Origin of the sequence: Agrobacterium sp. 719_389, assembly GCF_900188475.1 — a bacterium.
Taxonomy (GTDB): Bacteria; Pseudomonadota; Alphaproteobacteria; order Rhizobiales; family Rhizobiaceae; genus Agrobacterium; species Agrobacterium radiobacter.
This window is the reverse complement of the sequence record NZ_FYEM01000003.1, coordinates 38,907-64,824: the sequence shown is the minus strand read 5'-3', so window position 1 is coordinate 64,824 and position 25,918 is coordinate 38,907. Positions and strand designations below refer to the sequence as shown.

The window sequence follows — 25,918 nt, the reverse complement described above, 5'->3', positions numbered from 1 at the left end:
ATCTCTATCAGCGTCAAAACCGAACCCCGCCAGCGTCCAACCCGGCCGCATTCAATAACGGCAAGGCGTAACGGCAAAGTCGCGTTTTTCCGCTTCCGCATGCGTTGATGGCTATGCTTCTGCACAGACAAGGGATTCATCCGCTTTTTGCTGCTCTTACCCCTCTCTTGCGCCTTGCAGCAGGAAAAATCGCTCCTTATATACGCCGCATAACTGCAGCGAATACTGCAAATCCAAGTCAAGGAGTTGTCAATGGAATGCCTCACGGGGTTCCGACGGCTCGCTTCAAGGAGAGAAGAGCATGGCAAAAGTAATCGGTATCGACCTTGGCACGACCAATTCCTGCGTCGCAGTGATGGACGGCAAGGACACGAAAGTAATTGAAAATGCGGAAGGCGCGCGCACCACGCCGTCCATGGTGGCATTTTCCGACGATGGCGAACGCCTTGTCGGCCAGCCGGCCAAGCGCCAGGCGGTCACCAACCCGACCAACACCCTGTTTGCGGTGAAGCGCCTTATCGGTCGTCGTTACGAAGACCCGACTGTCGAAAAGGACAAGGCCCTCGTTCCCTTTGAAATCGTCAAGGGCGACAATGGCGATGCATGGGTGAAGGCTCAGGACAAGAATTATTCCCCGTCGCAGATTTCCGCGATGATCCTTCAGAAGATGAAGGAAACGGCTGAATCCTATCTCGGTGAAAAGGTCGAAAAGGCCGTCATCACCGTTCCGGCCTATTTCAACGACGCCCAGCGCCAGGCTACCAAGGATGCCGGCCGCATTGCCGGTCTGGACGTCCTGCGCATCATCAACGAGCCGACCGCGGCAGCGCTCGCCTACGGCCTCGACAAGAAGGACGGCAAGACCATCGCCGTTTACGACCTTGGCGGCGGCACCTTCGATATTTCCGTTCTGGAAATCGGCGACGGCGTTTTCGAAGTGAAGTCCACCAATGGTGATACCTTCCTTGGCGGTGAAGACTTCGACATGCGTCTCGTCGAATATCTGGCCGGCGAGTTCAAGAAGGATCAGGGCATCGACCTGAAGAACGACAAGCTTGCCCTGCAGCGCCTCAAGGAAGCTGCCGAAAAGGCAAAGATCGAACTCTCGTCCTCGCAGCAGACCGAAATCAACCTGCCGTTCATCACGGCTGACGCTTCCGGTCCGAAGCACCTGACGCTGAAGCTGACCCGCGCCAAGTTCGAAAGCCTGGTCGATGATCTCGTCCAGCGCACCGTCGCGCCTTGCAAGGCAGCGCTGAAGGATGCCGGCGTTTCCGCTTCCGAGATCGATGAAGTCGTTCTCGTCGGTGGCATGAGCCGCATGCCGAAGGTGCAGGAAGTCGTCAAGCAGCTGTTCGGCAAGGAGCCGCACAAGGGCGTGAACCCTGACGAAGTGGTTGCCATGGGCGCCGCTATCCAGGCTGGCGTTCTGCAGGGCGACGTCAAGGACGTTCTGCTGCTCGACGTGACCCCGCTGTCGCTCGGCATCGAAACGCTGGGTGGCGTCTTCACCCGTCTGATCGATCGCAACACGACGATCCCGACCAAGAAGAGCCAGACCTTCTCGACCGCCGAAGACAACCAGTCGGCCGTGACCATCCGCGTTTCGCAGGGTGAGCGCGAAATGGCCCAGGACAACAAGCTGCTCGGCCAGTTCGACCTCGTCGGCCTGCCGCCGTCGCCGCGCGGTGTTCCGCAGATCGAAGTCACCTTCGATATCGACGCCAACGGCATCGTGCAGGTCTCGGCGAAAGACAAGGGCACAGGCAAGGAACAGCAGATCCGTATCCAGGCCTCCGGCGGTCTTTCCGATGCCGACATCGAAAAGATGGTCAAGGACGCCGAAGCCAATGCGGAAGCCGACAAGAAGCGTCGTGCAGGTGTCGAAGCCAAGAACCAGGCCGAAAGCCTCATTCACTCCACCGAGAAGTCGGTGAAGGAATATGGTGACAAGGTTTCCGAGACCGATCGTAAGGCAATCGAAGACGCCATAGCCGCCCTGAAGACCGCTGTCGAAGCCGCCGAGCCTGACGCAGACGACATTCAGGCGAAGACCCAGACCCTCATGGAAGTTTCCATGAAGCTCGGTCAGGCCATCTACGAAGCACAGCAGGCCGAGGCCGGTGATGCTTCTGAAGGCGGCAAGGATGACGTCGTTGATGCCGACTATGAAGAAATCAAGGACGACAAGAAGTCCGCTTAATCGCGCGGCTTCCCGTCTCCTGACAACATATGCAAGACATCCGGCTGCCGAGTGCAGCCGGAAATCCATTTGCGGGGCTTGTTAACTTAATGGCGAAAGCAGACTTTTACGAAACACTCGGCGTCAGCAAGACCGCGGACGAAAAAGAGCTGAAAAGCGCCTTCCGCAAACTCGCGATGAAGTACCATCCGGACAAGAATCCTGATGATGCCGATTCCGAACGGAAATTCAAAGAAATCAACGAAGCCTACGAAACGCTGAAAGACCCGCAGAAGCGCGCGGCCTATGACCGTTTCGGCCACGCCGCATTTGAAAATGGCGGCATGGGCGGCGGGGGCGGCTTTGGTGGCGGCGGTTTCGCCAATGGCGGCTTCTCCGATATTTTCGAGGACATCTTCGGCGAGATGATGGGTGGCGGCCGTGCGCGCCGCTCCTCCGGCGGGCGCGAGCGCGGGGCCGACCTTCGCTACAACATGGAAATCACGCTGGAAGAGGCCTTCACCGGCAAGACGGCGCAGATCAGGGTTCCGACCTCGATCACCTGTGACGTCTGTTCGGGCTCGGGTGCCAAACCCGGCACACAGCCGAAGACCTGTGCCACCTGTCAGGGTTCCGGCCGCGTGCGCGCGGCGCAAGGCTTTTTCTCGGTGGAACGCACCTGCCCCACCTGCCATGGCCGCGGTCAGACGATCTCCGATCCTTGCGGCAAGTGCCACGGCCAGGGCCGCGTAACGGAAGAGCGCTCGCTCTCGGTCAACATTCCCTCGGGTATCGAAGACGGCACCCGCATTCGCCTGCAGGGCGAAGGCGAGGCCGGCATGCGCGGCGGTCCGGCGGGCGATCTCTATATCTTCCTGTCCGTGCGTCCGCATGAGTTCTTCCAGCGCGACGGCGCCGATCTTTATTGCACCGTACCGATCTCCATGACGACGGCGGCGCTTGGCGGCACCTTCGATGTCACGACACTCGATGGCACCAAGTCACGTGTCACGGTTCCCGAGGGCACCCAGCCGGGCAAGCAGTTCCGTCTGAAGGGTAAGGGCATGCCGGTGCTGCGTTCGGCGCAGACAGGCGATCTCTATATCCAGATTCAGATCGAGACGCCGCAGAAACTCAGCAAGCGTCAGCGCGAGCTGTTGCAGGAGTTCGAGCAGCTCTCCTCGAAGGAGAACAATCCGGAATCGACGGGCTTCTTTGCCCGGATGAAGGAATTCTTCGACGGCTGATTTCCGCCGGTCCCAAGCTTTTAGGACGCCGCCATCCCTTGAGACTGGCGGCGTTTGCGTTTGGGCTCAGCCGGAAAAGCCGCCTTCTTCCAGATATTGCCGTTCTTCTGATGTCGTTTCCCGCAGCAATATGTCGTTGCGATGCGGAAAACGGCCGAAACGTTCAACGATATCGCGATGCTCTTCGGCATGATGAAGATAAAGCCCGCCGAGCGGCTGGTTCAGGTCGCATGCACGCCGCTGGGCGGCGATATCCTCCGCATGGGAAAAGGGCAGATAGAAGAAGACGCGTAAGTCCTCGCCCACCGCCTGATCATGCCCGCGTCGGATGGCCTCATCGGCAAAGAGCCGCGCCAGCGGGTCGGTGGCGTACATGTGGGCAGTGCCGCGAAAGCAGTTGCGTGGAAACTGATCCAGCAGAAGCATCAGCGCAAGGCTGCTTTCCGCGCCGTCCAGCCAGTCGTCCAGCTCGCGTCTCGCGGCCGCAAAATGCGCATCACGGAAACGGTCGTGGAAATGACTGTCGAAGGCGGCATCCTTGTCGAACCACTTGTCCGGCCCGGCCTTCTTCCAGAAATCGACGATATCGGCGGCAAGCGCGGCTGTGTCGTTTTTCATCTGCTCTTCCCTGTCAATAATGCGGCGGCCGGGTGATCGCAGGCGCGTCCAGCGATTGTTCCTCAAGGGTCAGGAACCTCTCCGTCAATCGGTCGAGCTTGGCACGGGTCTGCTCCACCACCTTCCACTGTTCCGCCAACTGGTCGGACAGTTCCTCTATCACCTTCGCCTGATGCGCGACCGTCTCCTCGAGCGCGATGATCCGTTTTTCGGTTTCCGACGTCATATCGACCTCTCTTTCCAGCCCTTCCTTGGGCCTAAAAGCTTGCGAGTCAACCATATGTCGCTTTCGCGAAGCGAATTCGTCATAGTGATCCGGAAACGGAAAAAGCCGGCGATGTTTCCATCGCCGGCGTCCAGAAGTTTGATATTGCCTAGTCTTCTTCTACGAAAACCTCTTCGCGTTTCTTCTTCACGCTTGGCAGGAAGACGACGATCAGCACGGCCAAAGCGATGAAAAGCAGTGTGGCGCTGATCGGCCGGGTGACGAAGGTGGTCGGATCACCCCGGGACAGGATCATCGCGCGACGCAGGTTTTCCTCCAGCAGCGGGCCGAGCACGAAACCGAGGAGCAGCGGCGCCGGCTCGCAGCGCAGTTTCACCAGCACGTAGCCGATGAAGCCGAAGAAGGCGACGGCATAGAGATCGAAGACGTTGGAGTTGACGCTGTATACCCCGATGGCGCAGAAGGCCATGATGATGGGGAACAGCACGTAATAGGGCACCGTCAGCAGCTTAACCCACAGCCCGATCAGCGGCAGATTCAGGACGACGAGCATCAGGTTGCCGATCCACATGGAGGCAATGATGCCCCAGAACAGCGCCGGCTGCTCGACTGCAACGTTTGGACCCGGCACGATCCCCTGGATGATCATCGCCCCAATCATCAGCGCCATCACCGGATTGGCGGGGATGCCGAGAGTGAGCAGCGGGATGAAGGAGGTCTGGGCGCCGGCATTATTGGCCGATTCCGGACCGGCCACACCGGCCACCGCGCCATGCCCGAATTCTTCCGGGTTCTTGGAGACGCGTTTTTCCACCGTGTAGGACGCAAAGGCCGCGAGGATGGCGCCGCCGCCCGGCAGGATGCCGAGCGCGGAACCGATGGCCGTGCCGCGTAGTACCGGGCCGACCATTTTCCGGAAATCCTCCCGTGTGGGCATCAGCCCGCTGACCTTGGCGATCAGTACTGAACGGGTGCGCTCGTTTTCGAGGTTGCGCAGGATTTCGGCGATACCGAAGACACCAACAGCCACGGCGACGAAGTTCAGACCATCGGCATATTCGCGGATACCAAGGGTGAAACGCGGCGTGCCGCTATAGATATCCGTGCCGACCAGACCGAGCAGCAGACCGAGTACGACCATAGCCAGCGCCTTGACGATGGAGCCATGGGCAAGGGCGATGGACGAAACGAGGCCTACGACCATCAGCGAGAAATATTCCGCCGCACCAAACTCCAGCGCAATCGCGGTGAGCGGCGGCGCAAAGATCGCCACGAGGAAGGTGGAAACCGTGCCGGCAAAGAACGAACCGATGGCGGCAATGGCGAGAGCAGCCCCTGCCTTGCCCTTGCGCGCCATCTGATACCCATCGATGGCGGTGACGGCAGAGGAGGATTCCCCGGGCATGTTGATCAGGATGGCCGTGGTGGAACCGCCATATTGCGCGCCATAATAAATGCCGGCGAGCATGATCAGCGACGAGACGGGCTCGAGCTGAAAGGTGATGGGCAGCAGCATGGCAATGGTCGCCGTCGCGCCGATGCCGGGCAACACACCGATCAGGGTGCCGAGCAGCACGCCGATCAGGCAGAAGAACAGGTTTGCCAGCGATGAGGCCGTGACGAAACCGAGAGCAAGATTATCGAGCAAATCCATCGCAGCACCTCAAAATTTAAGCCAGGGGCCGAAGCGCTGGAACGGCAGGCCGAGACCGTAATTGAAAACAGCGACGGAAAAGGCCGTGATGGCTGCGGAAAGAACAATCGCCATAAGCGGGCTCATCTTGTGCGAGGCGAATGAGGCGATGAGTGCGCTGAAAAACAGCGCCGGCACGAAACCAAGACCCCGAACGGTGAAGCCGAAGAAGATCGGCGCGGGCAGGATGAAGAATATGCCACGCCAGGCGATCGCTCCGATCCCTTCCGCGGCCGGGCGGGCTGAGCGCAGGAATATGATGCCACCGAGCAGAATGAGAATGATTGCCAGAACGAGCGGGAAATAGCCCGGCCCCATGCGAAAGGCGGTTCCGATCTCCAGCCCATAGGACTGCAAGGCGAAAAAGACGCCAAGTCCCATGAAAATTGCCCCGCAGACTGCCTCGGCAGGGTCATTAAATAACGACTTCATGAAAGATGCCCCTCCACCGCGGCCGGCATCACACCGGTCCGCCTGTTAAAATGATCACGGTCGACCGGCGGCGCGATGCCGCCGGCCCTTCCGCGTTCATCAGTCGGCATATTGGCCGGCAGCTTCGATCACCGGCTTCCAGCGGGCGATTTCGCTTTCGAGCTTGGCCTTCAGCGCCGCTGGCGTCGCATCGCTCTCCGAGGAGGGCGTGGTGCCCAGTTCGGCAAAACGAGCCGCGACATTCTTGTCCTTCAGCGCGACCTGCAGCGACTTGGAGAGCTTTTCGTTGATTTCAGCCGGCGTGCCCTTGGGCGTATAGATGCCGTGCCAGATGCCAACCTCAAGCTTCGGCAGGCCCGCCTCGACGACCGTCGGCACGTCAGGCAGCACGTCCAACCGCTTGGCCGTGGTTACGGCATAGGCCTTCACGGTTCCGCCCTGAATCTGCTTGGTGGTGTTGGTGGTCTGGTCGCACATGATGTCGACCTGGCCGCCGAGCAGATCGGTCATGGCCGGTCCGGTACCCTTGTAGGGAACGGTGACCAGCGGCGTCTCGATGGCGCTCATGAACAGCATGCCGCACAGATGCGAGGCAGCGCCGATGCCGGCATTGGCGACAGTGACCTTGTCCTTGTTCGCCTTGGCGTATTCGATCAGACCCTTCAGATCATTCGTCTCAAGGTTCTTGCGCGACAGAATGGTCATCGGCACTTCGGTGACCAGGCCGACATATTCGAAGGCGTTCAGCGTGTCATAGGCAAGCTTGCGGTAGAGCGTGGCGCTGGTGGCCATGCCGATATGATGGAGAAGGACCGTGTAACCGTCCGGATCGGCCGATGCCACACGACCAGCACCCAGCGTGCCGCCTGCGCCGCCGACATTTTCGACGATGATCTGCTGGCCGAGATCCTTCGACATGGATTCAGCAACGAGACGCGCGACCGTATCCGTTGGGCCGCCGGCGGCAAAGGGCACGACCATTGTGATGTTGCGCTCTGGATAGTTCTGAGCGGATGCGGACAGCGCAAAAAGGGAAACGGCAGCGGCGGCAGCAAAGCCGGTAACTGTCTTCAGTATTTTCATCGATTCCTCCCGGATGAAAATGTTCGCCACTTCAGCCGCGCATGCTCCTCCATGGCGACCGGGGTGGCATATTTGCGATCCGGCATTGCCGTTCAGCAATGGCGGTCTTGCAGCGGGATGCGCTTTTATCGCTATCGCGGGAGGCAATGGGTGGATTTCGACCCATAGGCACCTATTCATGGGTGGAAATCCACCCATCACACCTCGGTCATATGGCGATGCAGCCCGTATTTCTGCATTTTTTCATAGAGCGTTTTGCGCGAAATGCCGAGCGCCTCATAGACGGATTTCAGATTTCCGCCGTGAGCGGCAATTGCATGTGCGATCAGGCTTTTTTCATAAGCCGCGACCCTTGCAGCAAGAGCCGCTTTTCCGTCAGCCTGAAACGGCAACGACCCTTCGGAAACATCGCTTTCCAGGCCGAGAACGAAACGGTCCGCGGCATTGCGCAATTCACGCACGTTGCCCGGCCACTCACGAAGGGAGATGGACGAGAGCAGATTTTGCGGCACCTCCATGTCTTCCCGCCCGTAGCGCGCAGCAGCTTCCCGCACGAGATGCAGGAAGAGGAGCGGTATATCGGCACTGCGCTGCGAAAGAGATGGCACGAGAAGTGTAGCCACGTTGAGCCGATAAAGAAGATCGGCACGGAACCGGCCAGCCGCGACTTCCTGTTCCAGATCCACCTTGCTTGTGGCGATGAAGCGAACATCGAGTTCGACCGTTTCATTCGAGCCCAGACGGGTAATCACCCGTTCCTGCAGGACACGCAGAAACCGGCCCTGCAATTCGAAGGGCATGGAGCCGATCTCGTCAAGCAGGATCGTGCCGCCGCGGGCATGTTCGAACTTGCCGTAGCGCGGGCGAAGCGCGCCGGGAAACGCACCCGCCTCATGACCGAACAATTCGCTTTCGATCAACGTCTGCGGAAGGGCGGCGCAATTGATCGCAACGAAGGGCCGGTTGCTTCTGGCACTGATATCATGAAGCGCGCGCGCCACGACCTCCTTGCCCGCGCCCGTATCGCCGACGATCAGCGTATCGGCGTCCGTCGCGCCAATCGCGCGGATGCGGTATCGCAGATCGACCATGATCTGGGTTCTGCCGGGCAGACGTGTTTCGAGATCGTCGTGCTTGCCCGCCACCGCCTTCAGGCGGCGGTTTTCCAGCACCAGCGCCCGCCGGTCATTCGCCCTTTTGATGATGCCGGCGAGATACTGCGGCGTGAACGGCTTTTCGATGAAATCATAGGCGCCGTTGCGCATGGCGTTGACCGCAAGCTGCACATCACCATGGCCCGTCATCAGGATGACAGGTATTTCCGGATCGAGCTCGCGCACCTTCTGCAGCAGCGTCATACCATCCATGCCGGGCATCCTGATATCGCTGACCACGACGCCATCAAAGCTGTAACCGATGAGTTCGAGCGCATGCTCGGCACTCGCCAGCATGGTGACGGCAAAGCCGGAAAGCTCCAGCGCCTGCGCGGTGGAAAAGCGCAGCTCCTCCTCGTCATCAATCAACAATACCCGCGACATGGTCATTCCGCAGCCGCCTCCACGCGCCAGACGGCGGCTGGCAATTCGATCTCGAACTCCGCCCCACCCTCTTCATGGTTTCTCACCCGCAGCTGGCCGCCAAAATCCTTGATGATGTTGTAGGAGATGGACAGGCCGAGGCCGAGGCCGCGTCCCACGCCCTTGGTGGTGAAGAAGGGATCAAAAATGCGCTCCGAAATCGCCGCCGGCACGCCGGGACCACGGTCGCGGATAAAAATCGATACCATCTGGCCATGCTGGACGGCTTGCAGCGCAATATGGCGATCCTCGCGCCCTTCCACGGCATCAGCCGCGTTGGAGATGATGTTGACGAGCACCTGCTGCAATCGCACCGGGCCGGCTTTCACCGCAAGCTGTACCGGCCCGAGATCAACATCCAGCACCGCATCGGCGGCCTTCAACCGCGCACCGACAATTTCGAGCGTATCCCGAAGCACCGCTTCCAGACCCACCGCCGCCATTTTTTCGTTGGGCTTGCGCGCGAAATTCCTGAGATGCTTGCTGATCGACGCCATGCGGTCGATAAGACCCGAAATACGCCTGAGGTTTTCCGTCACCTCCTCCAGCCGCCCGCGTTCCACGAGAAGCGAAGCATTTTCGGCATAATTCTTGGCTGCGGCGAGCGGCTGGTTAAACTCATGCGACAGCGCCGCCGACATCTGCCCGAGGGCTGCAAGCTTGCCCGCCTGCACCAGATCGTTCTGCATCCTGCGCAGCTGTTTTTCCGTCTGGCGGCGCTCGGCGATTTCGTGCTCGATCTCCTGGTTCACCCGCGCCAGATCAGCCGTGCGCTCCTCCACCCGGCGTTCCAGTTCCGCCTGCGCCTCGGCCTGATGGATCAGCCGTTCGCGCAGACGCCGCCTTCTTTGCAGCATGGCCGCAATCACGGCGGCGGCCAGACACAGGCACAGGATTATCGCGATCATCGCGGTCTTGACCTGTGTCCTGAGCGAACCTGTATCCATCAGCACGCTGACCGTCCAGCCGGCATCGGGCATGGGCTGTGACAGGACCATATATTCCCTCTCACCGTCGTCCTGGGCGATCGTCATCAGCTGATGCGAACCGAAATTGCCGTTTTTCAGCGGCAGTTCCTTGAGGGTGGCATTGGCGTACCGCCGGGAAGTCTCCGTTCGCGCCAGCCGTTCTGGCGTCAGCGGCATCAGACCGGAATAAAGCCATTGCGGCGTTCCGGTCATGAAGATGATGCCCTCAGGGTCCGAGACAAGAATTCGGTTCTCACCATCGCCGAATGAGGCCTCGATGCCTTCAATATCGACCTTGAAGACAATGACGCCCTTGATTTCCTCATTGAAGAGGATGGGCGCGGAAAAATAATAGCCACGCTTGTGGGAGGTGGTGCCAAGCGCGAAGAACCGCGACTGCAAGCCCTTGGCGGCATCCTGAAAATAGGGACGGTAGCTGAAATTCTCGCCAACGAAACTCGTCGGACCATCATAGTTGCTGGCGGCGATGGTCTCGCCGTCCAGCGTGATGATGTAGATATCGGAGGATTCCAGCAGGGTGTTGATGGACTTGAGGTAAACATTGGCGCGCTGGCGCAGCTCGGCATCCTTGGGATGTGCGACCAGTTCCTCAATGTCGTCGTGATCGGCGATCAAAGCGGGCAGCGGTTCGTAACGGTTCAAAAGCCCGCCGAGAGCGGAGACGGCCAACCGGAGGGTCGTGCGGCCCTGCTCGGACATTTCGCCGAAATAGCTTTCCGCAATGATGGCGCCGCCTCTCGTTACGGCGCCATAACCGAGACCGAGGCTGAGAAGCATCAATAAAATCCAGCGATATTTCACCGAAGCTCCCCTCCTGTTGCAGGCATCAAACCTGCTCTCCCTGAAAGAGTGTAGGGGGAGCGGCCGAATTTTCCAAGTGAGCGGAAAAGGCAGCCAGACAGTTCCAAAAACAAAAAACCGGCCACAAAGGACCGGTTTTTCGCAAAGATGATTTCAGAAAAGCTTATGCGCTTTCCTTCGGCGTCAGAACCTGACGACCGCGATACATACCGGTCTTCAGATCGATATGGTGCGGACGGCGCAGTTCGCCGGAGTTCTTGTCTTCAACGTAGGTCGCAGACTTGAGACCGTCAGCCGAGCGGCGCATGCCACGCTTGGACGGGCTTGTTTTTCTTTTTGGTACAGCCATTTTTGTTACTCCACTTAAGCGGCGAAACAACGGAACCGGCCAGAACCAAAGGCCGAATGTCGGATGTCTCGATATCGGAAATTTGGCGCGCTTATACATGCCCAAACGGGCTTTGACCAGCCCTGACGCGCATTTTTTCCGATTCAGCGGAATAAGCGCAACAAGCGATCGTCATGCATCGCAAATCATGGCTCATATCTTATCGAAAACGACGCGCTCCTTGAAGTGGTTCATGTCCATGAATTCACAGAAAGCCAGTTCGCGGGTCAGTGCGCCTCATCCCAATTGTCGGCCGCGCGTGCATCCACTTTTAGCGGCACCTTCATGGAAATCGCCGGCATGGCCGCGTTTTCCATGACAGAGACGACGACCGGCAAGGTCTTTTCGATTTCCGCTTCCTCGACTTCGAAGATGAGTTCGTCATGCACCTGCAACAGCATGCGGGCGGAGAGTTTTTCCGCCTCCAGCGCCGGCTCGATGCGGACCATGGCACGGCGGATGATATCGGCAGCCGAGCCCTGGATCGGCGCGTTGATGGCCGCGCGCTCGTTGAATGCTTTTACCGAAGGGTTGGATGAGCGAATTTCCGGATAATGCGCGCGGCGGCCGAAAATCGTTTCGACATAACCGTTTTCGCGGGCGAAGGCCTTGGTCGCCTCCATGTAGTCGCGAATGCCGGGAAAACGCTCGAAATATTTCTTGATATAGTCGCCTGCTTCGGAGCGGGCGATGCTGAGTTGGTTGGCGAGGCCAAAAGCGGAAATGCCGTAGATGATGCCGAAGTTGATGGCCTTGGCGCGGCGGCGCACTTCCGACGGCATGCCTTCGACAGGAACGCCGAACATTTCCGATGCCGTCATCGCATGAATGTCGATGCCGTTTTCGAAAGCGTTGCGAAGCTGCGGAATGTCGGCGACATGCGCCAGCACGCGCAGTTCGATCTGGCTGTAGTCGGCCGACAGAAGCTTGCGACCCGGCGTGGAGATGAAGGCCGTGCGGATCTTGCGCCCTTCCGCCGTGCGGACCGGAATGTTCTGAAGGTTCGGTTCCGAGGAGGACAGGCGTCCCGTGGTGGTGGAGGCGAGCGCATAGGACGTATGCACCCGCTTTGTCTCGGGATGGATATATCCCGGAAGTGCGTCCGTATAGGTCGATTTCAGCTTCGTCAGCTGCCGCCAGTCGACGATCTTGCGCGGCAGCTCGATACCTTCCGCCGCGAGATCTTCCAGAACCTGCGCCGATGTCGACCATTGACCGGTCTTGGTCTTGGAACCACCCGGCAGGCCCATCTTGCCAAAAAGGATATCGCCGAGCTGCTTTGGCGATCCGATATTGAAACGCTCGCCTGCCAGCTCGTAGATTTCCTCTTCGAAGGACGCAGCCTTCTGCGCGAGCTCGCCGGAAAGGCGCGAGAGAATCTGCCGGTCGATGGTGATGCCGCGCTCTTCCATATGCGCCAGAACCGGCACGAGGGGGCGCTCCAGCCGCTCATAGACCTTGGTCAGCCGTTCCGACACAAGCCTCGGCTTCAGCGCCATCCATAGCCTTAAGGTGACATCCGCGTCTTCCGCCGCGTAGGCTGTCGCCTTGTCGATATCGACAAAATCGAAGGTGACGCTCGACTTGCCCGATCCCGCCACGTCCTTATAGGCGATCGGCGTGTGGCCAAGCCAGCGTTCGGACAGCGAATCCATGCCATGCGTGGCCTTGCCGGCCTCGAGAACATAGGAAATCAGCATCGTGTCGTCGAAGCTCTGCATGACGACGCCGTGGCGTTTCATCAGCAGATAATCATATTTGAGGTTCTGGGCGACTTTCAGGACAGCTTCATCTTCGAGCAGGTCCTTCAGACGCTCCAGCGCCTCGGCAAAGGGCACCTGCCCCTCCGCCATTCTGATACCATCGCTGAAGAGATCGCCGCCGGAGCCGGTCTTGTGCGTCAAAGGAACATAAGCGGCGCGGATATCGGCGCCCGTGGCGTCCTTGCCATTATCGGCAATGGCCAGCGAAAAACCGACAAGCTCGGCCTGCATCGGATCGAGCGAGGTCGTTTCCGTATCGAAGGCGACGACGCCCGTCTCCCGGGCCGCCGCGATCCAGCGATCAAGCGTCGGAAGATCCCTGATCGTCAGATAGGCGGTCGTATCGATCTTGGCGGCGGAAAAAAGCGCCTGTCGCGCCGTGGCCAGATCGGCGGGCGCGCTGCCCTCCCCCGTTACTTTTCTTGCCGGAGCGGCGGGCGAAGCCGCGGCGCCAGCGGTATTGGTGACCACTTCCCCAGCCTCAACGGCAGGCGCATCAAGATCGGGACCGTGGGCATCGGCACCCCATTGCACCGGCACATTGGCCGGGTCGATGGCAGAAGCGTCGGTTTCGGTCGCCTCGGCAACCCGGCGTGTCAGCGTCGTGAACTCCATCGCCTTCAGGAAAGCGATCAGTTTCGGGCCATTCTGCGGTTCAAGCACAAGCGCTTCGAGAGACTGATCCAGCGGCACATCGGTCCTGAGCGCCACAAGCTGCCTGGAAAGGCGGGCAAGTTCCGCATTGGCGATGATGTTTTCCCGGCGCTTCTGCTGCTTGATTTCGCCAGCACGGGTCAGGAGGGTATCGAGATCGCCATATTCTTCCAGTAATTGCGCCGCCGTCTTCGGGCCGATGCCGGGAATGCCGGGCACATTGTCGGTGGAATCGCCGGTCATCGCCTGCAGGTCGATCATCTTTTCGGGACCTACGCCCCACTTCTCGATGACATCAGGAATGCCGATCTGCTTGTCCTTCATGGCGTCGTACATATGTACATTGGCCGTGACGAGCTGCATCAGATCCTTATCGGAGGAGATGATGGTAACGTCAGCGCCGATCGCCTCGGCCTGCCGGGCATAGGTGGCGATGATGTCATCCGCCTCGAAGCCTTCCGTCTCGATGCAGGGAAGGTTGAAGGCCCGCGTCGCTTCACGGATCAGGCCGAATTGCGGCACCAAATCTTCGGGCGGAGCGGTACGGTTGGCCTTGTAGAGATCATAAAGCTCGTTGCGGAAGGTCTTCGATGAATAGTCGAAAATCACCGCGAAATGAGTAGGCGTCACGCCGACATCGGTATTGCGCGCATCCCTCAAGAGCTTCCACAACATGTTGCAGAAGCCGGAAACGGCGTTGACCGGCAGCCCGTCCGACTTGCGGTTCAGCGGCGGGATTGCATGGAAGGCCCGGAAAATGAAACCGGAACCGTCAACGAGGAAGAGATGATCGCCTTTTTTCATGGGTAGCATGGATAGCGCGGGGCCGTTTTGACGTCTACCGAAACTTCGCACAACGCACCGTAAAGAGCGGGGAATGGGGCTCCAGCACAGGCCTGCAAAATTCACCTGAACGTTACCGATTTGTAATCCGCCCTTCCCTTGAAAAGCCGCATTTGCAGACACATTTCATAAGGGACGGCGCCTGATCACGCCGTAGTCTGATAGCTGGCTCGTCCCCCGCCGCGTCAGACCGGACAAAGGCCTTTCCCCCTCTCCGGGCCTTTGTCCTCCAATATGACCGCCATGGCCGACCCCTCCCGGCCATGGCGGTTTTATTTTATGCGCTGTTTCGGGCTGGCCTAAACATATCATGCGATATATATCGCGCTATCGAATTGCCGGGCTGAGCCGGCCGTGATGCTTTATGGGCGGAGAAATGGTTTTTTCCCGGGATGAATCGGCGATCTATCTCGCCTCAAAAATGGCGCGGGAATTCACCATGGCGCTGCAGAAAAGAGCCGCAGCCCTGGGGTTCTCGCCCGGACAATTCCCCATCCTTATCGAACTCTGGCATGAGGACGGCCTGACGCAGCGACAATTGCTCGATAGAATCGATGTCGAACAGGCGACGCTCGCCAATACGCTCTCGCGCATGGAACGCGACGGGCTGATCATTCGCAAATCCCATCCAAGCGACCGCCGTGCCCAGATCATCGAGCTGACCCAGCGCGGCAGGGATCTGGAAGCCAATGCCATTGCAGCTTCCGAAACGACCGAAGATGCGCTGCTCAAGGATTTCCGGCGTTTCGAGAGACAGCTTCTGCTGGAATATATGCGCCGGGCGATCGAAAGCGCCAAAAAAGCGAAATAGCATTTACAGCCGAAACCGCTTCGCACTTTCCCTGAACTGCTCTATGTTCCGGCGGCCGCACGTCTGCCGATTCACGACGCGCCGGCCCCTTGTTTCCCGCGATGCGCGACGCCCGGATGTTTCGTCTTATCACCGGGTTACGACAGACATGACAGGATCAGCGATGACAGACGTATCCCCCATTCTTTCCACCGCCGACGACAATCTCACCTCCAGCCTCGGGCGACTGTTCGAGCTCGTACGTATTCCGTCGATTTCGACGGACCCCGCCTATAAGGCGGAATGCCGAAAGGCGGCGGAGTGGCTGGTCAGAACGCTTTCAGAGCTCGGCTTTACGGCCTCCGTGCGCGATACGGCCGGCCATCCCATGGTGGTGGCGCATCATGATGCTGCCGCCAAGGACGCGCCGCATGTGCTTTTCTACGGTCACTATGACGTACAGCCGGTCGATCCGCTCGAGCTGTGGGAAAACGATCCGTTCGAACCCGCCGTCAAGGATATCGGCGCCGGCCGCCAGGTGATCACGGGACGTGGTACGGCAGACGACAAGGGCCAGCTGATGACCTTCGTCGAAGCCTGCCGCGCCTATAAGGCAGTGAATGGCGGCCTGCCGGTGCGCGTCACCATTCTTTTTGAAGGCGAAGAGGAATCCGGCTCGCCGTCGCTGAAGCCATTCCTCGAAGCCAATGCGGAAGAACTGAAGGCCGATTATGCGCTGGTCTGCGATACCGGCATGTGGGACCAGGATACGCCCGCCATTGCGGCAGCCCTTCGCGGTCTGGTCGGCGAAGAGATCGTCATCACGGCAGCCGACCGCGATCTGCACTCCGGTCTGTTCGGTGGTGCGGCGGCAAACCCCATCCACATCCTCACCGATATTCTCGCCGGCCTGCATGACGAGACCGGCCGGGTAACTCTTTCAGGTTTTTATGACGGCGTGGAAGAAACCCCAGCCAACATCAAGGCCTCCTGGGAAACGCTCGGCCGCACGGCCGAAGCCTTTCTCGGCGAAGTCGGCCTTTCGGTTCCCTCGGGAGAAAAGGGACGCTCCGTGCTGGAGCAGACCTGGGCGCGGCCGACGGCGGAAGTCAACGGCATTATCGGCGGCTATACCGGCGATGGTTTCAAGACCGTGATCGCCGCGAAAGCTTCCGCCAAGGTGTCTTTCCGCCTCGTCGGCGAGCAGGACCCTGCGGCCATTCGCGAAAGCTTCCGAGCCTATGTGCGCTCTAAGATTCCTACCGACTGCTCCGTGGAGTTCCACGAACATGGCGGTTCACCCGCCATCCAGCTGTCCTACGATTCACCCGTGCTGACCAAAGCCAAAAACGCGCTTTCGGAAGAGTGGCCGAAACCCGCCGTCGTCATCGGCATGGGAGGCTCGATCCCGATCGTCGGCGATTTCCAGAAGATGCTGGGAATGGATTCGCTGCTTGTGGGCTTCGGACTTACCGATGACCGCATTCATTCGCCGAATGAAAAATACGACCTGCAGTCCTTCCACAAGGGCATCCGCTCCTGGGTCCGCATTCTCGACGCACTCGCGACGAAATAACCCAAAAAAGAGGAGGCGCCGAATACGCGGCACCTCCTCGGTACATAAAACAAAAAGGCCGGGCGAGCCCGACCTTTCCATCCGTTTTTCGTCAATGCCAGTACATCCGTGGTCAAAGCGTTCAAACGGTCTGATACTCCAGAGCGCGTCAAAGATATCGACGCTGCTTTCCGGCTCAGGATCGGCTGCTTTGGTTAATCTTTGGTTAACACAACAGCAGCGGCACATGTAAAAGCGCCATTCCCGGCAGTTCCGGTCCGGAGCACTGTTGAACCCTATATTGGTATGCGGTCCGGCTTTTTCAAGGGCGGCCGGTCCAGCCCCTTCCCGCAAAAGAAAAAGGCCGGAAAAATCCGGCCTTTCCATTCATACGAACGACCCTTTCGGGTCAAAGCGCTTATCAGGCAGCAACGAGGTTGCCTGCAGACATCTTGCCCGAGCGACGATCCTGCATCAGCTCGTAGGAGAGCTTCTGGCCGTCATTGAGGGCGGTCAGACCAGCGCGCTCAACAGCAGAGATGTGAACGAATACGTCCTGCGAACCGTCGTCAGGCTGAATGAAGCCGTAGCCCTTGGTTGCGTTGAACCACTTTACTGTACCAGTCGCCATAACGATTTCCTTCCGTTGGCAATTGTATTTGCACTGCAAGCAGTGCGGACTTGGGTCGAATTTGAAGGAAAGATCGTCGTGTGCACCAAAAAAGGCGCCGAAGCTCTGGTCGTCAAACAAATATCGATGGGCGAACACCTAGGTTGGCAGGGGCGAAAAGTCAAGTTTCTTTGAAAAATGCGGCGATCTTTGTCAGCCGCCGGTCAGCCAAACCCGCTGGAAACACAGCCTTAAACGGCAAAAACCCGGCGCGGGAGGAGGTGCGCCGGGTTCTTGAAACTGACTGACAATTGGGAGGAGGAGTATTGTCAGTCCAATCGGGCGACGCTGGGAGGAGGAGTGCGTCGCTTCGATGATTTGAAGATACAGGATATCAGCTCAAAAAACAGACGTTTCATCGCAGCGCAGCATTGCGCAAAATGCATAGCTGTTTCAGGGTGACTTGAAGCTTCTCCGCGTAACGCCTAATAAATACGCATGTCTATCGAATCCGTCAGAGCCTTTTTCACCGAAAAGTCGCCCGAGGTTGCCGTGATCGAAACGGAAACGAGTTCGGCGACGGTTGCGCTGGCCGCCGAAGCGCATGGCGTCGACCCCGACCAGATTGCGAAAACCATTTGCCTGAAGGCGGGTGAAACCATTCTTCTCGTCGTCGCCGCCGGCACGAAACGGCTCGACAACCGCAAATTCCGCGATCATTTCGGTGCAAAGCCGCGCATGCTCGGACCGGAGGAGGTGGTTGCGGTGACAAGCCATCCCATCGGCGGCGTTTGCCCTTTCGGCCTGCCCTCCCCGCTTCCGGTGTTTTGCGACGTATCGCTGAAAAACTACCATGAGGTGGTTCCCGCGGCGGGCGCCACCAATGCGGCGGTGAAGATTTCGCCGGAGGTGATGGCCAAATTGACGGGAGCGGAATGGGTCGACGTCTGCCAATGACGCCGATTTGATCCGGCCGGGACTTAACCCCGCCTTAAATTGCCGCATTTAAACTCTTCATCCTGGATTAAGGATCGCGCAGGCATAGAAGCCTGAAATCCGAACGGGATGCGCGCGGTTTCGTGAATAGGAGTGACTTCGGCTGGATGGCAGGCAAGGGTAAATCACGCGAACGGGTAGAACCCTCCTTCGGGGATTTCCACGAGTCCGGTGATGACCTGCGCCTTGACGTCAGCGAGCGCATCAGCGGAACCACAAAGCAGCAAGCCAGAAAACCGAAGCCGGCATCCAGCCGCACCAAATCCGGCAAAAAAGAAAAGCGCACCCGCAGTTCAGGCCGTGGCGCGACAGGCTTCCTCCGTTCCCTTGTCTATTGGTGTATCGTACTCGGCATCTGGGGCGGCATCGGCGTTGCCGGTCTTGTCCTTTATTATGGCGCGCGCATGCCAAGTGCCAGCAGCTGGTCCATTCCCGAACGCCCACCGAATGTGAAGATCGTTTCGGTGAATGGCAGCGTGCTTGCCAATCGTGGCACCACCGGCGGCGAGGCGCTCGCGCTGGAAGATATGTCGCCCTATATTCCGCAGGCTGTGATGGCGATCGAGGACCGGCGGTTCTATTCGCATTTCGGCGTCGACCCGCTGGGTCTCGGACGTGCTATCCTAACGAATGTCCTGACGGGGCGAACAGTGCAGGGCGGCTCGACGCTGACGCAGCAGCTCGCGAAGAACCTCTTCCTCTCGCCGGATCGCACGCTGGAACGCAAGGTTCAGGAAGTGCTGTTGTCCTTCTGGCTTGAGCATGAATTCACCAAGGACCAGATCCTCGCGATGTATCTCAATCGCGTCTATTTCGGCTCCAACGCCTATGGCGTCGAGGCGGCGTCGCGGCGCTACTTCAACAAATCCGCGCGCGACGTCAATCTGGGCGAAGCGGCAATGCTGGCCGGGCTTCTCAAAGCGCCCTCGCGCCTTTCGCCGGCGCGCGATCCGCAGGCGGCGGAAGAGCGGGCGCAGGTCGTGCTGCAATCCATGCGCGATGTCGGCTTCATTACCGACGACGAAATCAAGACCGCCATGTCGCAGCCGCCAACCAAGGCGAAACGTTTCTGGTCGGGTGCCGAACATTACGCCGCCGACATGGTGCTGGAGGAAGTGCGCAACCTGGTTGGCGAGGTGAAGCAGGACATCGTCGTCGACACGACGATCGATCCCAATCTCGAGCGTGATGCCGAAAAGGCGCTGACCCACGTGCTGCAGGGCGACGGCAAGAAACAGGGCGCTTCGCAGGCAGCCCTTGTTTCCATTGATGGCACGGGTGCAATCCGCGCCGTGGTTGGCGGGGCTGATTATGCCGAAAGCCAGTTCAACCGCGCCGCAAAGGCAAAACGGCAACCCGGCTCCGCATTCAAGCCCTTCGTTTACGTCGCCGCGCTCGAATCCGGGCTTACGCCTTACACCATCCGTAATGACGGGCCTGTTCGTATCGGCAACTGGACCCCGGAAAATTACGAGAAGAAATATCGCGGTGAAGTCACACTCGCCACCGCGCTCGCCAATTCGCTGAACACAATTGCCGCGCAGCTGGTGATGGAAGTGGGTCCCGATCGTGTGACCCAGGTGGCGCATCGCATGGGTATCGAATCCGAGCTGCAGAACAATGCCTCCATCGCGCTCGGCACCTCGGAAGTGTCGCTGATGGAGCTGACGGCCTCCTACGCCCCTTTCATGAATGGCGGCTACAAAGCGACGCCGCATATCGTCAAACGCATCACCGACGCCGACGGCAAGGTGCTTTACGAAAACAAATACGACAATCCGCCGCGCGTCCTGAGCGAAGAGATCGCCGCGACCATGAACAGCATGCTGTCGCGCGTCATCACCGAAGGCACCGGCAAGGCGGCAAGGCTGCAGGGCTGGCAGGCGGCAGGAAAATCCGGCACGACGCAGTCCTTCCGCGATGCACTTTTTGTCGGCTATACAAGCAACCTGACTACCGGCGTATGGTTCGGCAATGACGACGGCACATCGATGAAAAAGGTCACCGGCGGCGGGCTTCCCGCAAAGGCCTGGAAAGATTTCATGACCGCCGCCCATTCGGGGCTTTCGCCCTCGCCGCTCTTCGGGCTTGGCGCAGGCGGCGTGCCGCCGCTTGGGGAAATGCAGCAGCCGGCACCGGAAAACGCACCCTCTTCCATCGGCGATATCATTTCCAATGCGCTTGGAGGCGGTACTGCGGATACCCGTGCCTATCCCCAGGCCCCCGTTGCGCCGAACCCGAATCAGCCGGGTGTGCCGATGCCGCCGGCAAATATCCCTTCCCGCGATATCGAGCCCGGCTATTCAGCCGGCAACGGGCCTGTACCACCCGCCGATATCGGCAGTCAGGCGCCATCCGGACCGAAGCAGACGACCCTGCTCGATATACTGATGGGAAATTGACGGCATAGCTGGCCGGCAGACGTTGGTCGCAGGGCTGGTGACGATGACGTCATCGTCACGCTAAATTCCCGATTTCGCAGGATTTGGCTTCATGGAAACAGGCCGTTTCGGCACCTCCGAGCGGGGAGGATGCTCGCCCTGCAACATCCGCGTGCAGTCGCATTAACCGTAGATTGCCATTTGCGCCAGAGCGGTTACATTTCGCATGACTTTTTACGGTAAATGAATTATTAATCGTTCATATAAATTAATTTTCTTCTATCAAAATAACTTTTCAGGGCTTTATATTATGCTGGGTACTAAAGGCTCATCGCATGCCGTTTTTTACGGTGCCTCCTATTCCGCAGCCACAACTTTCGAATCGCCGGAAACGCAACCTTCCTCTTCGGAAAAAACCGTCTCCGCATTTTTGCGCGGCCAGTTCGCGCTCAAAAGAACGATGGATATTGCAGGGGCGTCCATCGCCCTTGTCGCGCTCGCGCCGGTATTGCTCACCGTAGCAGTGATGGTCAAACTCGACAGCAAAGGGCCGGTCCTGTTTTCGCAGGTCCGCTGGGGTATGAATGGACGGAAAATCCGTGTCTATAAATTCCGCTCCATGAGGACCGACCTTTGTGATGCCACCGGTGTGGCGCAGACGGTGAAGAACGATCCCAGAATAACCCGGATCGGCGCAATCCTTCGCCGTACGAATATCGATGAACTGCCGCAGCTTCTGAATGTGCTGAAAGGCGATATGTCGCTGGTCGGGCCCCGCTGCCATGCCATCGGCATGCTGGCGGCCGGCCGTCTTTATGAGGAGCTGGTGCCGCACTATCATATGCGGCACCGGGTGCGGCCCGGCATTACCGGCCTTGCCCAGATGCGGGGATTGCGCGGCCCGACTGACCGTAGCGACAAGGCGCGCGCCCGAATCGTCTCCGATCTTTATTATGTCGACAATTTTTCGATCTGGCTGGATATCAGGATCATGGTCGGAACGGTGATTTCCGAATTGCGCGGCGGCAAGGGTTTCTGATTTTTCAGACGCCATTCCCGCGGCCACAATCGGCCGCTGCAAAAATTAAAAGCCCGGCAGCGATGCCGGGCTTTTATCATAAAATCATCATGACAATCAGTTTGTCGGCGCGGGAGCCGCTGCCGGATCCGGAAGCGGTGCCGGGTTTGCCGAAAGCGTGCGCAGATAAGCGATAAGATCGGCGCGTTCCGTTTCCTTCTTCACGCCCGCAAAGCCCATGGCCGTGCCGGGAACGTGTTTCTTGGGGGATTCGAGGAAGTAGCTGAGATGATCGTAATCCCAATGCACGGAACCGCCCTTGGAGAAATCCTTCATCCCTGCGGAATAGCTGAAACCTTCGTGGCTGGCGATCGGCCGGTTGACGACATCGAAGAGATTGGGGCCGACCTTGTTTGCACCACCACTCTCTCCGGTATGACAGCTCGTACACTTCTTGAAGACTGTTTCGCCCTTGGCGGCATCGGCATTCGCAAGCAATTGCGCGATCGGCGTCGCCGCGGCAGCGGCTTCTCCGCCACCCGCTTCGCCGCCGCTCTCTGCCGCGGCAATGGCGAAACCTTCCTTTTCGGGCGCAGGCGCATGGAAAATGCCCTCAGACGCAATCGACACCGACATCAGGACGAAAACCGTGCCAAGCAACGCCCCAACGCCCATATTTACATAAGAATTCATCTATATGCGCTCCCTCGCATCCGCTTGATATAACGGGCATCTTGAAATTGCTCGAAAGCTATGGCTTTTGCACAGCCTGCGCAACTTGAATAATGCTCCCCACACCGTGACGTTTTGACACTTTTCGGGCGGGATTTGAAGGGTGTCGGATGAAGAATCGGGAATTCGAGAAAGCTGTCGTCCTCATACCGGCGCGGATGGCATCCACACGCCTGCCAGGCAAGCCGCTCGCCGACATCGGCGGCAAGCCGATGATCGTGCAGGTTGCGCTGCGGGCACGCGAGGCCGGTGCGGAACGAATCGTTGTTGCCGTTGATGACGAACAGGTGTTTTCGGCCGTCAAAAATGCCGGTTTCGACGTGATGATGACCCGCGACGACCACCAGTCCGGCTCGGACCGCATTTTCGAGGCGCTGCAGAAGGCCGACCCCTATGGCAAGGCGGAATATGTCATCAACGTCCAGGGCGACCTTCCCACCATTGAAGCGGAGACGATCCGCGCTTCGCTGCGCCCGCTGGAAAATGCCGCCGTCGATATCGCGACGCTGACGGTGGAAATCACCGACGAGGAAGAAAAAACCAATCCGAACGTGGTGAAAGTGGTGGGCAGCCCGCTTTCCGAGACGCGATTGCGCGCGCTTTATTTTACCCGTACCACCGCCCCTTATGGCGATGGCCCGCTTTATCATCACATCGGGCTTTATACCTATCGCCGCTCTGCGCTCGAGACATTTGTGAGCCTGCCGCCCTCGCCGCTTGAAAAACGTGAACGGCTGGAACAGCTGCGCGCCCTGGAAGCGGGGATGCGCATCGACGCTGAAATCGTCCGTTCCGTGCCGCTCGGCGTCGACACGCCGCACGATCTGGAAAAAGCCCGCAAAATTCTCGCAAGCAGAACCCTCTAACGGACAGTCCCATGACCTTGAGCACAAATCGTATTGCCTTCCAGGGCGAATTCGGCGCGAATTCCGACATGGCCTGCCGCGACATGTTCCCGGATATGGAGCCTTTGCCCTGCCCGACCTTCGAGGATGCCTTCAACGCCATTGAAAACGGCGAAGCTGATCTCGGCATGATCCCTATTGAAAACACACTGGCCGGCCGCGTTGCGGATATTCATCACCTGCTGCCGGAATCGCGCCTGCACATCATCGGCGAATATTTCATGCCGATCCGCTTCCAGCTGATGGTGATGCCCGGCGTGAAGAAGGATGAGATTCGCACCGTCCACAGCCACATCCACGCGCTTGGCCAATGCCGCAAGATCATCCGTTCCAACGGCTGGAAGCCCGTCATCGCCGGCGATACGGCAGGCTCCGCAAGGCTCGTTTCCGAAAAGGGCGACCGCAGCATGGCGGCCCTTGCGCCACGTCTTGCCGCCAACCTCTACGGTCTCGATATTCTCGCTGAAAATGTCGAGGATTCGGAAAACAACGTCACACGCTTCGTGGTGCTTTCTCGAGATGAAAACTGGGCCAGGCGCCAGTCGAGCGATGAAATCGTCGTCACGACCTTCGTTTTCAACGTCCGCAACATTCCGGCAGCACTTTACAAGGCCATGGGCGGTTTTGCGACCAACGGCATCAATATGACGAAGCTCGAAAGCTACCAGCTCGGCGGCAAATTCGTGGCGACGCAGTTTTATGCCGATATTGAAGGCCACCCCGATGACGAGCCGGTGCGGCATGCGCTGGACGAACTGCGTTTCTTCTCGGAAAAAGTCCGCATCCTCGGCGTCTACAAGGGCCATGCGATGCGCGGCAAGCTCAACCAGAGCTGAGCCTGCCGCAGCTTATTACTTTAGCCATTCCACCCAGTCGCGCATCAGCCGATGCGCGATGGCTCCCCTTGGCGGGGCGGAAAAACTTTCACCCGTCGGGGCCTCCAGCATCTTTGCTACCTCTTCCCGCGTGAACCAGCGGCAATCCTCAAGCTCGATCTCGTCACGCGCGATCTCAAAAGAGAGCGCCTCGGCATAACAACCTATCATCAGCGTATGCGGCATCGGCCAGGGCTGGGAAGCGTGATAGCGCACACGACCGATTTCGACGCCGGATTCCTCATGCGTTTCGCGGCGGACGGCCTGTTCGATGGTCTCACCCGGCTCCACGAAGCCGGCAAGGCAGGAATACATGCCCGGTGCAAAATGCGCGCCGCGGCCAAGCAGGCAGAGATCACGCTCGATATCGATGGTCATCATGATGACCACAGGATCGGTGCGCGGGAAAATAGTGTGGTTGCAGGCGGCGCAGATGCGCTTGTAGCCGCCGATTCGCAGCTCCATGGTTCCGCCGCACTTCCCACAAAAGCGATTGTCACCATTCCAGTGCGTCAGGCTGACGGCCTGCGCAACCTCGCTCAGCAGTTCCTCGTCGAGAAGATGATCGCGATAAAGCGTGCGGGCATCGGCCAACTTGTAGTGGCTCGCGAGCTGATCCTCGGCAACCGCGACCGGCACCGCAATTCTCGGCTCGCCGGTCTCGCGATATCCGAGCAGCACGGCATTGTCGAAATCCGGCCGTAACTCGGCCAGTTCATAGGCGGAAAACAGGGGATCGATGACCTGCTCGTCATGTTTCAGGATCAGCCGGTTGCCCGAGAAGGCAAAAATATGGGTGCCATCGACTTTCAACGCATCGGCCACGCACTCCTCCGTCCGCTTTTCGGCGAAACGGTCGAGAGCATTTTTGGAAAAGGCCGTCAGCAGGCTTGCTTCAGGATGGGGGGCAGTGGTTTCAAAAATTTTCATGGAAATCATCAGAGCGCGCCGGAGATTTTTTTCATCAAAGTTTCCTTTTCGCCTGCGGCATAGGGCACCGCCGTTCCGTGCCCCCAGATGGGACCGGGCCAGCACGTGTCGCCTTCATTGCGGGCGATTATATGGACATGAAGCTGCCGGACGATATTGCCCAAAGCACCGACATTGATCTTGGTGGCTCCGGTGATTTCTTTCAAGGCAGAGGCGACGAGATTGGTCTCGAATGTCAGCACAGCCTGATCAAGCGGGGTGAGATCGAACAATTCGCTGACGCCATCTCGCTGCGGCACCAGCACCAGCCAGGGCCAGCGACTGTCGTTTTGCAAACGCAGTTCACATAGTCCCAAACGCGTCACAAGCACGCTGTCGCGCGCCAGTCTCTCGTCCAGCCGGAATGTCTCCAAGGTGTCCTCCATGTTTGTTTTCATCGTGATAGCAGTTTTTTGAAGGCTTGGCTTGCATTTGCTGCCGATATTGCCGATATGTGGCCCCGGGAGGTTGGTGGTGGACGAGCCACTCGCCAACCGGGTCAGGTCCGGAAGGAAGCAGCCCTAACGAGCCAGGCACGGGTCGCCGTGCCAGCCTCCCACCTTTTTTAAAAGACGTGCTCAGCTTTCGCCG

General features: G+C 58.9%; 22 protein-coding genes and 1 other RNA gene. 10 read left to right on the top strand and 13 right to left on the bottom strand.

The genetic code is table 11. The annotated features are described in order from the left end of the window. Positions 1-301 precede the first annotated feature (301 nt). Together dnaK and dnaJ are read left to right on the top strand one after the other, a co-directional pair. A complete protein-coding gene (gene dnaK / locus CFB10_RS07170) occupies positions 302-2,203 on the top strand; it encodes a molecular chaperone DnaK (protein ID WP_003507226.1) in 1,902 nt (633 codons plus the stop codon). An 89-nt stretch (positions 2,204-2,292) separates the two neighbouring features. Continuing rightward, positions 2,293-3,429: a molecular chaperone DnaJ gene (gene dnaJ, locus CFB10_RS07165; RefSeq protein ID WP_004439156.1), complete on the top strand. Its 1,137-nt coding sequence runs from the start codon at positions 2,293-2,295 to the stop codon at positions 3,427-3,429. 66 nt (positions 3,430-3,495) lie between these two features. Here the strand turns inward: dnaJ and CFB10_RS07160 are convergent, their stop codons facing one another. The 9 genes from CFB10_RS07160 to polA form a co-directional block, all read right to left on the bottom strand. Then, complete coding sequence (locus tag CFB10_RS07160; protein ID WP_020011256.1) at positions 3,496-4,047, bottom strand: DUF924 family protein; 552 nt, start codon at positions 4,045-4,047, stop codon at positions 3,496-3,498. A 13-nt stretch (positions 4,048-4,060) separates the two neighbouring features. Further along, positions 4,061-4,273 carry a SlyX family protein gene (locus CFB10_RS07155; RefSeq protein ID WP_026363840.1) on the bottom strand — a complete coding sequence of 71 codons (213 nt, stop codon included), beginning with the start codon at positions 4,271-4,273 and terminating at the stop codon, positions 4,061-4,063. A gap of 148 nt (positions 4,274-4,421) precedes the next feature. After that, on the bottom strand, positions 4,422-5,927 hold the full coding sequence (locus CFB10_RS07150) for a tripartite tricarboxylate transporter permease (protein ID WP_020011258.1): 1,506 nt from the start codon (positions 5,925-5,927) through the stop codon (positions 4,422-4,424). A 9-nt stretch (positions 5,928-5,936) separates the two neighbouring features. Next, positions 5,937-6,398, bottom strand: a complete 462-nt coding sequence (locus tag CFB10_RS07145) for a tripartite tricarboxylate transporter TctB family protein (RefSeq protein ID WP_026363841.1) — start codon at positions 6,396-6,398, stop codon at positions 5,937-5,939. A 99-nt stretch (positions 6,399-6,497) separates the two neighbouring features. Then, the gene (locus tag CFB10_RS07140; protein ID WP_026363842.1) at positions 6,498-7,481 is read right to left on the bottom strand and encodes a tripartite tricarboxylate transporter substrate-binding protein; all 984 of its coding nucleotides are present in this window, start codon (positions 7,479-7,481) and stop codon (positions 6,498-6,500) included. Between the two features lie 197 nt (positions 7,482-7,678). After that, positions 7,679-9,025 carry a sigma-54 dependent transcriptional regulator gene (locus CFB10_RS07130; protein WP_026363843.1) on the bottom strand — a complete coding sequence of 449 codons (1,347 nt, stop codon included), beginning with the start codon at positions 9,023-9,025 and terminating at the stop codon, positions 7,679-7,681. Beyond that, positions 9,022-10,824 (bottom strand): sensor histidine kinase, encoded by a 1,803-nt coding sequence (locus CFB10_RS07125; RefSeq protein ID WP_020011263.1) that lies wholly within the window; start codon positions 10,822-10,824, stop codon positions 9,022-9,024. Before CFB10_RS07125 ends, CFB10_RS07130 begins: the two co-directional genes overlap by 4 nt. Before the next feature lie 187 nt (positions 10,825-11,011). Further along, positions 11,012-11,197, bottom strand: a complete 186-nt coding sequence (rpmF, locus tag CFB10_RS07120) for a 50S ribosomal protein L32 (RefSeq protein WP_003507205.1) — start codon at positions 11,195-11,197, stop codon at positions 11,012-11,014. A gap of 266 nt (positions 11,198-11,463) precedes the next feature. After that, positions 11,464-14,457 carry a DNA polymerase I gene (polA, locus tag CFB10_RS07115; RefSeq protein ID WP_020011264.1) on the bottom strand — a complete coding sequence of 998 codons (2,994 nt, stop codon included), beginning with the start codon at positions 14,455-14,457 and terminating at the stop codon, positions 11,464-11,466. A 415-nt stretch (positions 14,458-14,872) separates the two neighbouring features. On the opposite strand from polA, the gene CFB10_RS07110 reads away from it, so the two are divergent. After that, on the top strand, positions 14,873-15,307 hold the full coding sequence (locus CFB10_RS07110) for a MarR family winged helix-turn-helix transcriptional regulator (protein WP_026363845.1): 435 nt from the start codon (positions 14,873-14,875) through the stop codon (positions 15,305-15,307). Between the two features lie 163 nt (positions 15,308-15,470). Then, complete coding sequence (locus CFB10_RS07105) at positions 15,471-16,862, top strand: dipeptidase (protein WP_020011266.1); 1,392 nt, start codon at positions 15,471-15,473, stop codon at positions 16,860-16,862. A 400-nt stretch (positions 16,863-17,262) separates the two neighbouring features. On the opposite strand, the gene CFB10_RS07100 is transcribed toward CFB10_RS07105, so the two are convergent. Next, the gene (locus CFB10_RS07100) at positions 17,263-17,472 is read right to left on the bottom strand and encodes a cold-shock protein (protein WP_003492998.1); all 210 of its coding nucleotides are present in this window, start codon (positions 17,470-17,472) and stop codon (positions 17,263-17,265) included. A 477-nt stretch (positions 17,473-17,949) separates the two neighbouring features. On the opposite strand from CFB10_RS07100, the gene CFB10_RS07090 reads away from it, so the two are divergent. From CFB10_RS07090 to CFB10_RS07080, 3 genes are all read left to right on the top strand, one after another. Then, positions 17,950-18,408, top strand: a complete 459-nt coding sequence (locus tag CFB10_RS07090; RefSeq protein ID WP_020011268.1) for a YbaK/EbsC family protein — start codon at positions 17,950-17,952, stop codon at positions 18,406-18,408. A gap of 146 nt (positions 18,409-18,554) precedes the next feature. Beyond that, a complete protein-coding gene (locus tag CFB10_RS07085) occupies positions 18,555-20,849 on the top strand; it encodes a transglycosylase domain-containing protein (RefSeq protein ID WP_020011269.1) in 2,295 nt (764 codons plus the stop codon). 289 nt (positions 20,850-21,138) lie between these two features. Then, positions 21,139-21,867 (top strand): sugar transferase, encoded by a 729-nt coding sequence (locus CFB10_RS07080; RefSeq protein WP_020011270.1) that lies wholly within the window; start codon positions 21,139-21,141, stop codon positions 21,865-21,867. Between the two features lie 96 nt (positions 21,868-21,963). Here CFB10_RS07080 and CFB10_RS07075 read toward each other — a convergent pair whose 3' ends face one another. After that, positions 21,964-22,539, bottom strand: coding sequence for a cytochrome c family protein (locus tag CFB10_RS07075; RefSeq protein ID WP_026363846.1), 576 nt, complete (start codon positions 22,537-22,539; stop codon positions 21,964-21,966). A 149-nt stretch (positions 22,540-22,688) separates the two neighbouring features. On the opposite strand from CFB10_RS07075, the gene CFB10_RS07070 reads away from it, so the two are divergent. Continuing rightward, positions 22,689-23,444, top strand: a complete 756-nt coding sequence (locus tag CFB10_RS07070; RefSeq protein ID WP_020011272.1) for a 3-deoxy-manno-octulosonate cytidylyltransferase — start codon at positions 22,689-22,691, stop codon at positions 23,442-23,444. Positions 23,445-23,455: 11 nt separating this feature from the next. After that, positions 23,456-24,319 carry a prephenate dehydratase gene (locus CFB10_RS07065; RefSeq protein WP_020011273.1) on the top strand — a complete coding sequence of 288 codons (864 nt, stop codon included), beginning with the start codon at positions 23,456-23,458 and terminating at the stop codon, positions 24,317-24,319. A 15-nt stretch (positions 24,320-24,334) separates the two neighbouring features. Here the strand turns inward: CFB10_RS07065 and nudC are convergent, their stop codons facing one another. Beyond that, positions 24,335-25,297, bottom strand: coding sequence for an NAD(+) diphosphatase (gene nudC, locus CFB10_RS07060; protein WP_020011274.1), 963 nt, complete (start codon positions 25,295-25,297; stop codon positions 24,335-24,337). Then, positions 25,297-25,725 (bottom strand): HIT domain-containing protein, encoded by a 429-nt coding sequence (locus CFB10_RS07055; protein WP_020011275.1) that lies wholly within the window; start codon positions 25,723-25,725, stop codon positions 25,297-25,299. Before CFB10_RS07055 ends, nudC begins: the two co-directional genes overlap by 1 nt. Positions 25,726-25,790: 65 nt before the next feature. Between CFB10_RS07055 and ffs the strand changes: the two genes are divergently transcribed. Continuing rightward, an RNA gene (ffs, locus tag CFB10_RS07050) (signal recognition particle sRNA small type) lies at positions 25,791-25,887 on the top strand. Positions 25,888-25,918 lie beyond the last annotated feature (31 nt).

Bases quoted from the DNA above. Each gene is read 5' to 3' on its own strand.
- dnaK (WP_003507226.1), top strand. From the start codon at position 302: ATGGCAAAAGTAATCGGTATCGACCTTGGCACGACCAATTCCTGCGTC.
- dnaJ (WP_004439156.1), top strand. From the start codon at position 2,293: ATGGCGAAAGCAGACTTTTACGAAACACTCGGCGTCAGCAAGACCGCG.
- CFB10_RS07160 (WP_020011256.1), bottom strand. From the start codon at position 4,047: ATGAAAAACGACACAGCCGCGCTTGCCGCCGATATCGTCGATTTCTGG.
- CFB10_RS07155 (WP_026363840.1), bottom strand. From the start codon at position 4,273: ATGACGTCGGAAACCGAAAAACGGATCATCGCGCTCGAGGAGACGGTC.
- CFB10_RS07150 (WP_020011258.1), bottom strand. From the start codon at position 5,927: ATGGATTTGCTCGATAATCTTGCTCTCGGTTTCGTCACGGCCTCATCG.
- CFB10_RS07145 (WP_026363841.1), bottom strand. From the start codon at position 6,398: ATGAAGTCGTTATTTAATGACCCTGCCGAGGCAGTCTGCGGGGCAATT.
- CFB10_RS07140 (WP_026363842.1), bottom strand. From the start codon at position 7,481: ATGAAAATACTGAAGACAGTTACCGGCTTTGCTGCCGCCGCTGCCGTT.
- CFB10_RS07130 (WP_026363843.1), bottom strand. From the start codon at position 9,025: ATGACCATGTCGCGGGTATTGTTGATTGATGACGAGGAGGAGCTGCGC.
- CFB10_RS07125 (WP_020011263.1), bottom strand. From the start codon at position 10,824: ATGCTTCTCAGCCTCGGTCTCGGTTATGGCGCCGTAACGAGAGGCGGC.
- rpmF (WP_003507205.1), bottom strand. From the start codon at position 11,197: ATGGCTGTACCAAAAAGAAAAACAAGCCCGTCCAAGCGTGGCATGCGC.
- polA (WP_020011264.1), bottom strand. From the start codon at position 14,457: ATGAAAAAAGGCGATCATCTCTTCCTCGTTGACGGTTCCGGTTTCATT.
- CFB10_RS07110 (WP_026363845.1), top strand. From the start codon at position 14,873: ATGGTTTTTTCCCGGGATGAATCGGCGATCTATCTCGCCTCAAAAATG.
- CFB10_RS07105 (WP_020011266.1), top strand. From the start codon at position 15,471: ATGACAGACGTATCCCCCATTCTTTCCACCGCCGACGACAATCTCACC.
- CFB10_RS07100 (WP_003492998.1), bottom strand. From the start codon at position 17,472: ATGGCGACTGGTACAGTAAAGTGGTTCAACGCAACCAAGGGCTACGGC.
- CFB10_RS07090 (WP_020011268.1), top strand. From the start codon at position 17,950: ATGTCTATCGAATCCGTCAGAGCCTTTTTCACCGAAAAGTCGCCCGAG.
- CFB10_RS07085 (WP_020011269.1), top strand. From the start codon at position 18,555: ATGGCAGGCAAGGGTAAATCACGCGAACGGGTAGAACCCTCCTTCGGG.
- CFB10_RS07080 (WP_020011270.1), top strand. From the start codon at position 21,139: ATGCTGGGTACTAAAGGCTCATCGCATGCCGTTTTTTACGGTGCCTCC.
- CFB10_RS07075 (WP_026363846.1), bottom strand. From the start codon at position 22,539: ATGAATTCTTATGTAAATATGGGCGTTGGGGCGTTGCTTGGCACGGTT.
- CFB10_RS07070 (WP_020011272.1), top strand. From the start codon at position 22,689: ATGAAGAATCGGGAATTCGAGAAAGCTGTCGTCCTCATACCGGCGCGG.
- CFB10_RS07065 (WP_020011273.1), top strand. From the start codon at position 23,456: ATGACCTTGAGCACAAATCGTATTGCCTTCCAGGGCGAATTCGGCGCG.
- nudC (WP_020011274.1), bottom strand. From the start codon at position 25,297: ATGATTTCCATGAAAATTTTTGAAACCACTGCCCCCCATCCTGAAGCA.
- CFB10_RS07055 (WP_020011275.1), bottom strand. From the start codon at position 25,725: ATGAAAACAAACATGGAGGACACCTTGGAGACATTCCGGCTGGACGAG.